Genomic DNA, 12,373 nt, shown 5'->3' on the forward strand with positions numbered 1-12,373 from the left:
GTGCTTGCCTGCTGTGTCCCGGGCTTGAAGATGGGCAACCTGCATGAGAACACGATGGAGGAAATCTGGAACGGCCCGCGCTACCAAGAGCTGCGCTGGTCGGTGAACTCTCCGAACCCGCCTCCGTCTTGCAGGACGTGTCCGTTCGTCCGCGACATCAACGATCCTGACAGCTACCTGATTCATGGGGCGAAGGCTCGGCTGGCAGCCTGATCCATGCGCCCGCTGGGTCAAACGCTATGCCCCAACGGGCTTTACGCGACGCGGCGGGCACCCGCGATATCAGGCGACGGGGCTGTCGCCAGTATTTCCGATGCTGGACGTCCGCCGCCGCCGACGACGTCGCCAGCGGTCGGCAGTGATGTTGAGCCGCGACGAAATTCTCGTCACCCGCCCACTGCGTCACCTTAACGCTCGCACCGTCCCCCGCTCGTGATCGACGAGCGCTCGGATTATTGTGACGGGCATGAGCCCATCGACCGTGACGCCGTTCGACCCAAGGCCCACCCGCGCACGGCCCGACGACGACCCGTATCTCTGGCTGGAGAAGATCGACGGCGTCGACGCCCTCGCCTGGGTCGAGGCCCGAACCGCCGAGACGCTGGCCCGCTACGGCGACGCCGCCTTCGCCCGTGACCGCGACCTCGCCCGCGACCTGCTCGACCGGCCCGACCGCATTCCTTTCGTCAGCCGTCGCGGCGGCTTGCTCTACAATTTCTGGCGGGATGACGCGCATCCCCGCGGCCTGTGGAGGCGGACCGACGAGGCGACCTACCGCGCAGGCGATCCGATCTGGGAGATCCTGCTCGACCTCGACGCGCTCGCCGCGCGCGAGAACGAGGATTGGGTCTGGTCAGGGTCGGTGCCCCTCCGCGACAGCTACGACCGCGCGATGCTGCGCCTCAGCCGGGGCGGCGGCGACGCCGTCGTCCTGCGCGAGTTCGACCTGCCGACCCGCGCTTTCGTCGCGGACGGCTTCATCCTACCCGAGGCCAAGGGCGGCGCGGTCTGGCTCGACCGCGACACGCTGCTTCTGTCCAGCGCGTTTGGACCCGGCATGGCCACGCAGTCCGGCTACGCGCGCACCGTGCGCCTCTGGCGGCGCGGCGCGGACCCTCTCGACGCCCCGGTCGTGTTCGAGACCACCGAGCGCAGCATGGGCGTCTGGGGAGGTGTGGACCATCAGACTGGAGTCGAAAGGCTGACGTTCGCCGAGCAGATCGGATTCTTCGACACAGCCCTGCACATCGGCGACCGCGAAGGCCCGCGCCTGCGCCTCGACCTGCCCACGCACGCGGGTGTGCAATTGCATCGTGACCGCCTCTCCGTGCGTCTGCGACGACCGTGGATCGTGGACGGCTTGGAGCACGCGGCCGACACCGTCCTGACGATCGGGCTGCCCGATTTCCTCGCGGGGGAGCGCACGTTCGAGGTCCTGTGGCGGCCGGGAGATAGGTTGGCGCTCCAAGGGGTGTTCTGGTCCGCTGGGCGACTGATCGTGGGCGCCCTCGACGACCTGCGGCCGATCTACACGGTCTGCGAACGGGAACCGGAGGGCTGGACGCGGCGGCCATTGCCTGGGCTGCCCGGGCTCGGCACCGTCGGCGTCTGGCCCCTCGATGATCACGCCGAGACCGCTGACGGCAGCCTGCTCGCCACCGTGCAGGACCCCGTCACACCCACGACGCTGCTGGCCTTTCCGCCCAGTCTCGACGCCCCCGCCGTGCTGCGTCGGACGCCCCCGGCCTTCGACGCGCGTGGCCTGCGCGTGACGCGCCACGAGGCGGTCTCATCGGACGGGACGCGCGTGCCCTATGTGCAGACCGGACCGGACGGGACGGACGGCGACGCGCCGGTCCACCTCACCGCCTACGGCGGCTTCCGGGCTTCGACGTTGCCGGTCTATCGGGGCGTGCTGGGCAAGCTGTGGCTTGAGCGGGGTGGGACCGCCGTGACCGCCAACATCCGCGGCGGCGGCGAGTTCGGCACCGGCTGGCATGAGGCGGGTCGCCGGGAGGGTAAGGCGCGCGCGCATGAGGACTTCGCCGCGGTGGCGGCGGATCTCGTATCACGCGGCGTGACCCGGCCGGGTCGGATCGCGGCGGAGGGCGGATCGAACGGCGGACTGCTGATCGCCAACATGCTGACGCGCTTTCCCGAACGGTTCGGGGCGCTGTTCTGCACGATCCCACTGATCGACATGCGCCGGTACGCCAAGCTCCTGGCTGGCGCGAGCTGGATCGCGGAGTACGGAGATCCGGACGACGCGGCCGACTGGGCGTATCTGGGCGGCATCTCGGCCTACCACGTCGCCGAAGCGGGCCGTCCCTACCCGCCGATCCTGCTGGCGACGAGCCGCGGGGATGACCGGGTACATCCCGGCCACGCGCGCAAGATGGCTGCGAAGCTGCGGGCCCTGGGGTACGCGGCAGCGTTCTACGAGCCCGCGGCTGGAGGGCACGGCTACGGCAAGGACAACGCCGAGACCGCCGCTTTCATGGCGCTGGGGCTGAGCTTCCTGAGACAGTCGATCGGCTGGTCAGCGTCAGCGCTACCGGAAGCCTGAGCGACAGGTAGCTTCTCGTCCAGACACCTTGTCTGATTCCGAACCAAGTTGGGCGTGCTGCCGATTCTTTGGGCTTCCCTTCTTTGGGCCTCCTGAAAGCGGTCAGCCTGTCCCGCGGCAAACTATGAACTCGGCCATCGCCGCAATGGCGGCAGCCATCTCGCCGGTGTCCCTCGTTCGTCGACGTCACCGACCTGTCGTCGACGGCAACGTCCATCCTGACGAGAATTTCGTCACCATCCACCGTTTCCTGCCGCCGCTCTTGCGGCCGAAGCTACTGCTTGGCACCTGCCGTGAGAGGCTGCTACCGACCCATGCAAGTCATTCACATGATCCGTGCCCCTTCCGGTAAGCGGACATCCGGCGCATAAAGAGCACCATCAATGCGACGACCGCCATGAGACGACAGAGCTTGCCCTTATGATTGGAGCTATTATTTTTTTTGCGCTGCTACCTGGCGCAATTGCTGTTATTGTTATTGGTGCCGTTATAGCGGCCAACTCTGCCAATAAGGAGTGATGCCGTGGGGGATAGCATCTTACGCTGAATGCTGAGAGAGGACGCTACTTCGAAATCCGTTCGAAGTGTGCGCTGCCCGTAAACAGAAGGTCGCGAATACCCACTGAGCAGCCGTCCCGCTTCCGACCCAACGCAGCCGCCTAGAACGCCATCGGCTCTCCTCCAAAGCGGACGATGGCCCGCCATTCAGCTACTTCGGTTCGTGGTGGGATGGGGATGTTGATCCATTTCTGGCAAGGACGTTCTGCCTGCGACGATCTTAAGAGTATGGAACCAAACGTATAATAGAAGTAAATTACATAAGCACGCGGGTCATCGCAACAGCACAAATTGAACGTATAGCAATGGCAAATAGAGAGATTTTCCGCTTCATTATCAAGCCGATCGCGATCACATTCGCACTGGTAATAGGACTCCCTGCTATCGGCATCTTGGCATGGCATTATTCAACAAAAAAAGAGCGGACAGTAACAATTCCTATTGATGCAAACATCGATCTTAATTTTACGGTAATTTGGAACTGGAGAATGGACCAGCGCGTCAGCATATCACGTGGCGGAAACGTAATCGCTGAAGCGGGCGAAGAAGTTTTTAAAAAGCCTTACTGGTCAGGAGGGCCTCTTTTCTCCAGTAAGGAAAATTCACATTACTATATAGTCCTGCGGTTTGGCGCATATGACATAGACGTAATCAGCGGAACTATCACGCATCGTTGTTCGCTCGATGCAGATTTAATTCGAAATCTTTCGTATCTCGGACAGTTTAGCCTCAAAGCAATTCCTCGAGACTCCGTCCGCGGGGAGGATGTAACGTTCACTCCTGCAGGCCAACGACCTCCGGAAAGAAGTGGCATGAGCAGCGATGATCTAGAATACAAGAGCCTCTGTGGGTAAGGCGTTTTTGAGACTAGGCGAGAATGTGACGTCCGCGCCAGTGCGCCCGCTGTCAGAAAGCGGACGGGCAGAAAACCACCCCAGGCGGCCAGTCCGATGGCGGCCCAAGTTGGGCATACAAGCAGCCTATGCTGATCTCCGAAAGCCGCTATTAATTGCCACGCGGCCACTCTGGCTAACGGCGGGCAGTGGAGGTCTTATGCTGAGAGGTTGCGGGTGCTGAGGTCGTTCGTCAGGTCAATTTTACTCGTTGGACACGTCTTGTTCACTGGAGTGCTTTTCTTCGCCGCCTTCCTCTACGTTTTTGCACACACGGAATTGGAAGAACTATATCCAGGATCGCCAGTCGAGGCTGGCACTATACCCGTTGTAGCCTCCGAAACGCGAAATTTCGATGGCGAACGTTTCGTTGCCAGCCGAGCGCTAGAACTCAGGACCTTCCCCAGTAAACCCATAATCATTGGATTTAGCGAATTTATTAGAGATCGCCTTACAAAAGACGGAGTAACTATCGTTTCCAATCGTGAATTTAGCGATCAGGTCGTAACTATAGAAAAAAAGATTATGCAAAGTGATCTTGGCAACCCTAGGCCAAATTTTCGCGTAAATCGTTTGATTGATTTTATGTATTGTCGCGACCCAATTGAAGATCGCGCCGTTACGGGCGGAAAATGCGACCACATCAAATTCGAATTTTATTTCAATGGAGATTGTGATCTTACGCCGCTTTTCGAGGAATTTTGGCGAACTATCCGAGAAACGAGGCCAGTTATTTTGACTACAACATGGGCATTTCGTCCAAATCGTACCATGATACTACAATGCAAGGCGCGAGAGTAAGTTCATGATGCAGGCAAGCCGAGAGTGACTTCCACGGAGCAGACGGTGCGACAACGTCCGTTTGAGGGCTTTGTCGTTGAGAAGCGGACTAGCAGAGTTCTTCCCCAGGTGACCGTCCGCTTTCGCCGCAACTCAGCCACCGGCATCGCTTTGGGCGCTTCATAAGAGTGATCACTCGTCGTCGGTTTGGCAAGTTCGGTCTAGTGCGAGAAGCGGACCTACGCTGGAGACCGTTGATGCTCAAATCGATCATCAGGACATTGACACTCGCTGCTCTGGCAGGCGCGTTGTTCTTCGCCGCATTCTTCTACTTTATAGCGCACGCTGGCCTGAACAAGCGCAGCTGCGATGTGGGGCTGTTCATGACTAAATGTATCGAATGACTGCTTACAGCGGGAGGGAAAGCGGACGTACAAGATCTTCGTCTACCTTGATGCGGCGGTCCATCGAGCAGGCAAAATGATTAGCTTCTATCAATTTTTCTACGATTTCTTCTTGGACGTCCCGAGTTTTGGAATTGCCATTTTTCGAGGTGTAAAAATCTATCTCATTGCAATATTTCTGCTTGCGATTTGCATGTTGATGGATATCTCAGCTAAAAAATCCGCGGTCGTCATTTCGATTTTAATGTTTCTGCCGCCGTACCTAGTTTATCAATATTTTTTGGCAGCGTTCCAGGCCGAATTAAAACTAGGAGACGCCACTGCCTTGCCAATCGCTTTGGGTTGGGAGCGTAGTTGACGTCCGCTTCAATCTATTGCTGCTCGGAAGCGGACGGGCAAGAAGCCACCCGTTGCGGACCCCACGCATGGGTCCAAGCGTGGGAGTGCAACCACTCTCAACCATCGGCACCAAGCGCCTCTTACGTGATCGTCGACGACGTCGACGAACGAATGCGATGATCCCGTCGACGTCGACGGTCGGGAACTGATGCGTTGACCCCTCACTGCGGGCATTGACCAAGCTCACCCGCCGCAAGGCTAACGTGGGGTATGCTCACATGCGGCTATCGCTCCCGCATAGCTCATCACATCTAAGAGCTCTTGGTTGCCACAAGGAAATTTCCAGCCGCGAGCTCGGACCTTGCGGCATGACTGATCGCGTTGAGAAATGTCGACCACGTCGGGCCCTGCTGATCGAGCGCTACCAACTCTCTGACGGTCATCCCCTCGAACTCGGCACGCATTGCCGGATCCTCGATCCGAAGTGCCATGACCGCCAGAATATACCTGGGCGACGGCGGAAGTGACGTGACACCTCGGACCGAAGCAGGACGTGATCGGCACTGCGGTGGCTGATCCAAACCTCTTCCGTCACTCATGCCGCCTGCGGCTGGCAAACCGTCCGATACCCGGCCGAGATCGCGCTGAGAGCGATCCGCGAGACCTCTACGACGAGAAAATCGGGCATCTCAGAGGGGATCTTGAATGATTCGCCCCGATCGAAAGATCGCGCAATTGGCGCAAATGGGTGATCCAACTAGAGGTCAATGCGGAGCACCAGACTGGTAAGGTACGCACATCCAATCTCGTATTCGCACCGACGCGAATTCCAAGATTTAGAGATCTTATGACGTCTGGAGATTTACTTGTTCGGGGCATATTCACTGGGATTAGTGTTCGGGTCGACCGCTTGACGTGCCAGCACGTCTTCGCGCCCGCTCCGCGTCCGACGAAATCCGCCTCAACGCCTCGGCGTTGATACGGCTATCATCGACCGCTTTCCCCCTCAGTACTCCGTCAACTCCATGTCCTAGGACCAGACGTCTTTCTCCCCCCCGTCCCCGAACAGGATTTGTCGGAGACGGGGAGGAAAAGTCCATGTCCTGAGGTTTCATGGTCTCAAAGCGCGGGGCGGACTCACCATGTCCACACGACAGGCGGTTGCCCGATGCCTGTCTGCCCGCGCCCTTTCCCGGCATGCCCGCCTGATGGTGAAGTTCGGGGACTGCGCGCGTGTGGCCTATGGGCCGCTTTCACGCGCGCGCCTTGCACTCCGGGCGGCATTGAATGCCCAACGGTTACAGGATCACTCCTGAGCCCGCGCCGCCAGCTTGAGAACACCGGCGGCGCGTGGACGGGGGTCAAATGCACAAGACCCTGCCGTCCTCTTTGTAAGGTGCGATTTCGCGAGGCGCCCGCGGCCCTCGCCGAGTTGCCGTCGATCACAGCCCCTGATGGCCAAGTGTCGCGCGTCTCGGTCGGTCGTCCTCCCCGCTTTCGCTACTTACGGCCTATCTCAGCCTGCTGCGTACTCACGGTGCTGGCGCGGAGCACGCCTGATACTCCTGGACGAATTATGTGCGGTGCGTAGTACAGACTACGATCTAAATCTTACAATATGAAAACTGTATTGTCACTATTTTCTGTGATGCTCTGCGACGCGGCGAAGCCAATCATCGATAGCGATCATGTTACCGTCGCGATCGAAGTTTTCGATGGTCGCGGCGTATCCCCATGAGGTCGCAAGCACGACAATCTTGGCTTTCCATCCCACAGGAGAAGTGACGATGAATTTGTCGATGCAATGCCCCGAGTGATTCCTGTTGCTCCATTTGAAGACGGCTTCGGCATGATCGAGTTGTATAGCGTCACCGACGGACATCCCTGAGAGATATCTGCTGACGATGTAGTAGAGGTGCACGCGCCGCACGATAGCGTTCCTGGACATGTAAATAAAGTTACGTAGTTGCAACGGTATTTATATTTTGGCTACAGATTGAATCAATAGGAGCAACAATTGTTTATCGTCTTTATCCGAGAGATCTATCAACGACTTCGCGTGCTGGGTGTAGTGCGGACGTCACGAGAATTTTCAACTCTGATACTCGGCCAAGGGCCGAACTACTACCGGCATTGTTGTCGACTGGATCGCCGTGATGCCGTGCCCCGGTGGGTCGCCGCGCGTGTGATCGCGTCGCTGAGGGACATCAGGGACGCCGTGGCCCCCGCCGCCGCATTTGAGATCGACGGCATCCTGGATGAAGCGAAGGGAGCCGATCGAGTGGCCCGGATGTACTATCGGCGCTGATCGTTATCGCAACAGCAGCCCTGGAACAGACCCTTTGGCGATCACACGGTACTGCGCATCGAGGGTTTCGCCCCTTCGCGTGTCGACGTAGCCGACGACGCACAGCTTGGCATCCAACACGCGGATACGCCCGAGCCCATCAACATCTTCCAAGTATCCGAGCGGGATGCGGCGATCGTCGAGTACGGGCCTGCGCGCCATAGCTGATCTCCTTGGGAAGGTTATGAGGTATCATCGACCGGTATCGTCTCAGTCGCTCGACCCCGCTGGGAATGTCTCGGCGGTTGGCCTGCGACCGGAGGCACGGTGAGATCCGGTCTTTTACGCCCCCCGGCGCCGTGCGATGCCGTCGAATGCAGCCTCGGCGGCGACGTAGCGTTCGTGCGCTGCCTGCCGCCGCTCCGGCGAATGTTTGTCAGGGTGCAGAGCAAGCCGATGCGCGCGCCGTGCCGCCTGAACGACGTAGTCGGGCGCATCCGCGTCAAGCCCCACGCGTCGGTAGATCGGATCATTGGTTGAGCCGGTCGGCCGCCGACGAATCTCGTCAAGCTCGCCTTCGAGTTCGTCGACCCGGGCGATGGCAATGCGCAAAGCCGCACAGGCTCCGGCCTCGATCTTGGCGGCTTCGCGCAGTTGCCTCTTCGCGGCCGTGAGGCGCCCCCGAAGATCGAGGGCAGCCGGTACGATCAGCATCACCAACACGACGATGAGCCAGCGCGTGATGGTCGGCGCCACGGCGAGTAGCCCGCCCAAGACGATAACGAAGACCACCTTCAATGTGATCGGGTGGATGTCCGCGACGAAATCCAACAAGTCGACGACGAAAGGTGTTGCGCGCGGTTCGAGCGCAGGCTCTTCGCTTCTCACCGGCCACCCGCCTCGGGCCTGTGCGCGTCGACGGGTGGAACTGAGACTCCACTTCGGCACTCACGAGCTTCGTGTGCCAAGCGGACGTTGGTGTCGGCGCCACCCAATTCGATGTTGGCGTCGACGACGCCGTCGACGTGGACTGCGTGAGTCCTCATCACGCGCGCTCCTCAACGTCGTCGAGGATGTCATCCTCCACAACGTCATTGTCTCGGCCCCAGGGGTAGACGCCGAGCCACGCTGCCATCGCAACGCGCGCCTTCGGTTTCACCGGAGTACGACCGCGAATAATCACTTCCGAAGCGCGCAGGTGATTGCGCAGCACCGCCATCCCAGCGTCTGGTCCAAGGCGGTAACCTGGGCGATCTATGCGATCGAGCATATAGCCTTGGGTCGTCCAGCGGAGCACGCCGAGCAACGTGTCAGCATCCGATGCCGACGGTCGGTACTCCACGTATGCGTGCCGTCCCGCCAACACCTCGCCGCACATGTTGCGAAGGTGCCGGTAGCGTCGCTCCACCGCCGCCAGTTCGGCTCCGGTGGTAAGCAGCCTGATGTCGGCGCCTCCACCGATCATCTGGGCGAGGCCGTCGAGGGCTGGCGCGCTGTCGAAGCGGCCTGCCCAGCGACGAACCCACAGCTTGATGTCTCGGTCGACTGGCCAAGCGTCGAGGCTCGCACGGAGAGCTTCGTCGGTTGCAGACGAGCAATAGCGTCGGAGGTAGGCGACGGCGCACGCGAGGGTCTCAGCGCTGTCGCGGCTGCGCACATGCTGCACAACAACCCGATGTATGAGAACCGGGTCGAGGACGGTCAGCGCCTGGATCTGACCGATGGTGATCGGGCCCGCAAGTTGGCCGAGCACGCGCACACGGGCCCGGTCGAAAGAATCGTCCGATCGAAAGAGCCGGACGATGTCAGCGTAAGTGTCTGGCGCCGGTAGCGGGTCGAAGCCGAGGCGGGCCAACGTCCCGGCGAGGCCGGGGGGCGTGAAGCCGCCAAGCACGGCACGAAGGGCCTTGCGCGGCCTCAGGGTGAGCAACGCGTGGCCGACAACGGACCGTGGGGCTCTCGCGGCGTCGACGTCGACGCCCGATTCGAGCAATGCTCCGTCGAGCCGGTCTGCAACGCCGTCGGCAGAATTCTCGTCGCGCAAGCTTGCGAGGATGAGGAAGGCGACTTGCCGTCGAGCGGCTCCCCAACGGCAGGAAGCCGCCAAGAACCCAGGCGTGAGTTCGTCGACAGCGAGAGCCTCTTCAAGGGCCCAACCACCGAAAGTTCGCGCAACGGGCTGGGTGCGAATGGCAGAGTTGGCCGACGGTAGCGATGGATCCAAAGGCCACTCACGGATGATTTGAGAAGGTATCAGACCATCCTCCGCCGAAACCCGAGTTGCGCAACAAATGCTGAGCACCGCAGGTGCGAAGCACGTACACCACATCGACTGGGTGATAGCGGGCGGTGAGAGCGGACCGGGCGCGCGCCCCGTCGACTCGGCTTGGGTGCGCGAAATCCGCGACACGCCCGTGGAGACGGGCGTCGCGTTCCATTTTAAACAGTGGGGTGGCCCGCAAAAGTCGCGCACGGGTCGGCTTCTCGACGGGCGGACCTGGGACGAGTACCCAGCCGCAGCCGCCTAGAGCAAGGTGCACCAGTCCGGCCCCGAAAAAGAGGATGAGCCGGTCACGCCCCTCGTTCGAACGGATCGGATCTACGCCGCCAGGGCTACCCCCTCGACGCCCCCCCTCGCGGGCCGAATGACGCCCTCCGAGTCGTCGACGTCGACGAAGAAGAAGTTCGCGTGCTCGCCCGACTGCGGGTGCTCGGGTATTTGCCCGGCGTTGATGCGGTGGGCGTTGACGACGATCCGATTCTCAGACGCCTGCTGGAACACCTCCGTCAGCCGCACCACCGGCACCGTGCCGGACGCAATCACGTCGTTCAGCACCTGCCTCTGCCCCACCGACAGCAACTGATCGACATCGCCCACCAGCAGCAGCCCCGCGTAATCGGGCACGGCCTTCATCAGCGCGCTCATCGGCGACACGTCGAGCATGCTCACCTCGTCCAAGACGAGCAAATCGCAGTCCAGAGGGGGTCCTCATTCCGCGAGAAGCCGCCGTGCTTAGGGTCGATCTCCAGCAGACGGTAAATGGCACAACACATTCACACAGGCGTTCCCACAGAGTTCCGATTCGTGGTAAATTATCCATTAGAATCAACCGGATAAGGCGTACAGAGCTGTGTCGAGTCCTCTTGGCCGCACCACATTGTTTCGGTTGCCCCGGATCTGCGGCAGCCCGGATGTGGTGCAAGACAGGGCGGTGCGCCGCCGATTGCGACACAACATCAGAGTAAGCCGATCCGCTCTGCGGAATCGCGGCCCGGTCCCGATCGACCGAAAGCTCGGGCGCCCTGGCGCTGCGGGAGGCGGAGAGCCATGCCCGGATCGCCGGCCGTGTTCGCGGGCTCGACGGAGCACTGGTACCGGTCCGCGTGGCCCTCGGCCTGATCGCGCCGCAACCCGGCCCTGCATTGACTTCGCAGTCGCACAGCCGCATATCGGCGCTGCAGCGTCAGCGGCCGTCATGGCCCGCTTGAGGGGGCTGCGTGACGGATCGGGCGCCTTCCCGGCGTGATCCGGCCCCCCTCTTCATAACGTGCATGCACCCGGGCCGCCCCATCACGCGGGCTGCCCCCTGCCAACGGACCGGCCCCAACACGGCATCGATCGCGTGCGACGCGAGGCGCCCGGCCGGCCCTGCTGCATCGGATACATCCTTGACCCAATTCACCGATTTCGGCCTCGCCCAGCCCGTGCTGCGGGCGCTCAGCGAGGCCGGCTACGTCGCGCCGACCCCGATCCAGGCCCAGGCGATCCCGCCCGCCATGGAAGGCCGCGACCTCTGCGGCATCGCCCAGACCGGCACCGGCAAGACCGCGGCCTTCGCGCTGCCGATCCTGCACCGCCTCTCGCTCTCGGACCGCCGCGCGCCGCGCCGCGGCTGCCGGGTGCTGGTGCTCTCGCCCACCCGCGAGCTCGCCAACCAGATCGCCGAATCCTTCTCGGATTACGGCCGTCACCTGTCCTTCACCAACACGGTGGTGTTCGGCGGCGTCACCATCAGCCGGCAGGAGCGCGCCCTGGCGCCGGGCGTCGACATCCTCGTCGCCACCCCCGGCCGGCTGATCGACCTGATCGAGCGTCGCTCACTGATCCTCGACGGCGTGGAGATCCTCGTCCTCGACGAAGCCGATCAGATGCTCGACCTCGGCTTCATCCACGCCCTCAAGCGCATCGTGAAGATGCTGCCCGAGAAGCGCCAGAGCCTGTTCTTCTCGGCGACCATGCCGAAGAATATCGCCGGCCTCGCGGCGCAGTATCTCACCGATCCGGTCCAGGTCGCGGTGACGCCCGTCGCCACCACGGCGGAGCGGGTCGACCAGCAGGTGATCTTCGTCCACACCGGCGCCAAGCAGGCGCTGCTCGGCCACATCCTGCGCGATCCGGCGATCGAACGCGTCCTGGTCTTCACCCGCACCAAGCACGGCGCCGACCGCGTCGTCCGCGGGCTCGACAAGGTCGGCATCGCGGCGGCGGCCATCCACGGCAACAAGAGCCAGCCGCAGCGCGAGCGGGCGCTGGCGTCCTTCAAGG

12 protein-coding genes and 1 pseudogene are annotated in these 12,373 nt (G+C 61.7%); 8 read left to right on the forward strand and 5 right to left on the reverse strand.

All coding sequences use genetic code 11. The features are described from left to right. From I53_RS10385 to I53_RS33125, 5 genes are all read left to right on the forward strand, one after another. On the forward strand, nt 1–213 hold a 213-nt coding region (locus I53_RS10385; protein ID WP_187294330.1), incomplete at its 5' end, for an SPASM domain-containing protein. A 253-nt stretch (nt 214–466) separates the two neighbouring features. Beyond that, on the forward strand, nt 467–2,566 hold the full coding sequence (locus I53_RS10390) for a prolyl oligopeptidase family protein (protein ID WP_043350109.1): 2,100 nt from the start codon (nt 467–469) through the stop codon (nt 2,564–2,566). An 863-nt stretch (nt 2,567–3,429) separates the two neighbouring features. Beyond that, nucleotides 3,430–3,978: a hypothetical protein gene (locus I53_RS33115; RefSeq protein ID WP_139231681.1), complete on the forward strand. Its 549-nt coding sequence runs from the start codon at nt 3,430–3,432 to the stop codon at nt 3,976–3,978. A gap of 1,076 nt (nt 3,979–5,054) precedes the next feature. After that, nucleotides 5,055–5,201, forward strand: a complete 147-nt coding sequence (locus I53_RS33850; RefSeq protein ID WP_159020406.1) for a hypothetical protein — start codon at nt 5,055–5,057, stop codon at nt 5,199–5,201. Nucleotides 5,202–5,277: 76 nt separating this feature from the next. Continuing rightward, nucleotides 5,278–5,559: a hypothetical protein gene (locus I53_RS33125; RefSeq protein WP_148291109.1), complete on the forward strand. Its 282-nt coding sequence runs from the start codon at nt 5,278–5,280 to the stop codon at nt 5,557–5,559. Nucleotides 5,560–7,176: 1,617 nt separating this feature from the next. Here I53_RS33125 and I53_RS33130 read toward each other — a convergent pair. Beyond that, the gene (locus I53_RS33130; RefSeq protein ID WP_148291110.1) at nt 7,177–7,461 is read right to left on the reverse strand and encodes a hypothetical protein; all 285 of its coding nucleotides are present in this window, start codon (nt 7,459–7,461) and stop codon (nt 7,177–7,179) included. 96 nt (nt 7,462–7,557) lie between these two features. Between I53_RS33130 and I53_RS33135 the strand changes: the two genes are divergently transcribed. Continuing rightward, on the forward strand, nt 7,558–7,848 hold the full coding sequence (locus tag I53_RS33135; RefSeq protein WP_148291111.1) for a hypothetical protein: 291 nt from the start codon (nt 7,558–7,560) through the stop codon (nt 7,846–7,848). A gap of 3 nt (nt 7,849–7,851) precedes the next feature. On the opposite strand, the gene I53_RS10395 is transcribed toward I53_RS33135, so the two are convergent. From I53_RS10395 to I53_RS10405, 3 genes are all read right to left on the reverse strand, one after another. After that, entirely contained in the window at nt 7,852–8,049 is a 198-nt protein-coding gene (locus I53_RS10395) for a hypothetical protein (RefSeq protein ID WP_043350112.1), read from the reverse strand. A gap of 120 nt (nt 8,050–8,169) precedes the next feature. Next, entirely contained in the window at nt 8,170–8,715 is a 546-nt protein-coding gene (locus I53_RS10400; RefSeq protein ID WP_148291112.1) for a hypothetical protein, read from the reverse strand. A 157-nt stretch (nt 8,716–8,872) separates the two neighbouring features. Further along, the gene (locus I53_RS10405; protein ID WP_148291113.1) at nt 8,873–9,871 is read right to left on the reverse strand and encodes a hypothetical protein; all 999 of its coding nucleotides are present in this window, start codon (nt 9,869–9,871) and stop codon (nt 8,873–8,875) included. Between the two features lie 247 nt (nt 9,872–10,118). Here I53_RS10405 and I53_RS10410 point away from each other — a divergent pair, with 247 nt between their 5' ends. Further along, nucleotides 10,119–10,355, forward strand: coding sequence for a DUF5131 family protein (locus I53_RS10410; protein WP_043350118.1), 237 nt, complete (start codon nt 10,119–10,121; stop codon nt 10,353–10,355). Nucleotides 10,356–10,474: 119 nt separating this feature from the next. On the opposite strand, the pseudogene I53_RS10415 reads toward I53_RS10410, so the two are convergent. Further along, nucleotides 10,475–10,869 (reverse strand): annotated as a pseudogene (locus I53_RS10415) (AAA family ATPase); the annotation flags it as partial. Nucleotides 10,870–11,496: 627 nt separating this feature from the next. On the opposite strand from I53_RS10415, the gene I53_RS10420 reads away from it, so the two are divergent. Then, nucleotides 11,497–12,373, forward strand: an 877-nt coding sequence (locus tag I53_RS10420; protein WP_043350123.1) for a DEAD/DEAH box helicase, incomplete at its 3' end; no start/stop codon positions are given.

Source organism: Methylobacterium sp. B1 (assembly GCF_000333255.1).
GTDB classification, from domain to species: Bacteria; Pseudomonadota; Alphaproteobacteria; order Rhizobiales; family Beijerinckiaceae; genus Methylobacterium; species Methylobacterium fujisawaense.

Bases quoted from the DNA above. Each gene is read 5' to 3' on its own strand.
- I53_RS10390 (WP_043350109.1), top strand. From the start codon at position 467: ATGAGCCCATCGACCGTGACGCCGTTCGACCCAAGGCCCACCCGCGCA.
- I53_RS33115 (WP_139231681.1), top strand. From the start codon at position 3,430: ATGGCAAATAGAGAGATTTTCCGCTTCATTATCAAGCCGATCGCGATC.
- I53_RS33850 (WP_159020406.1), top strand. From the start codon at position 5,055: ATGCTCAAATCGATCATCAGGACATTGACACTCGCTGCTCTGGCAGGC.
- I53_RS33125 (WP_148291109.1), top strand. From the start codon at position 5,278: ATGATTAGCTTCTATCAATTTTTCTACGATTTCTTCTTGGACGTCCCG.
- I53_RS10395 (WP_043350112.1), bottom strand. From the start codon at position 8,049: ATGGCGCGCAGGCCCGTACTCGACGATCGCCGCATCCCGCTCGGATAC.
- I53_RS10410 (WP_043350118.1), top strand. From the start codon at position 10,119: ATGCTGAGCACCGCAGGTGCGAAGCACGTACACCACATCGACTGGGTG.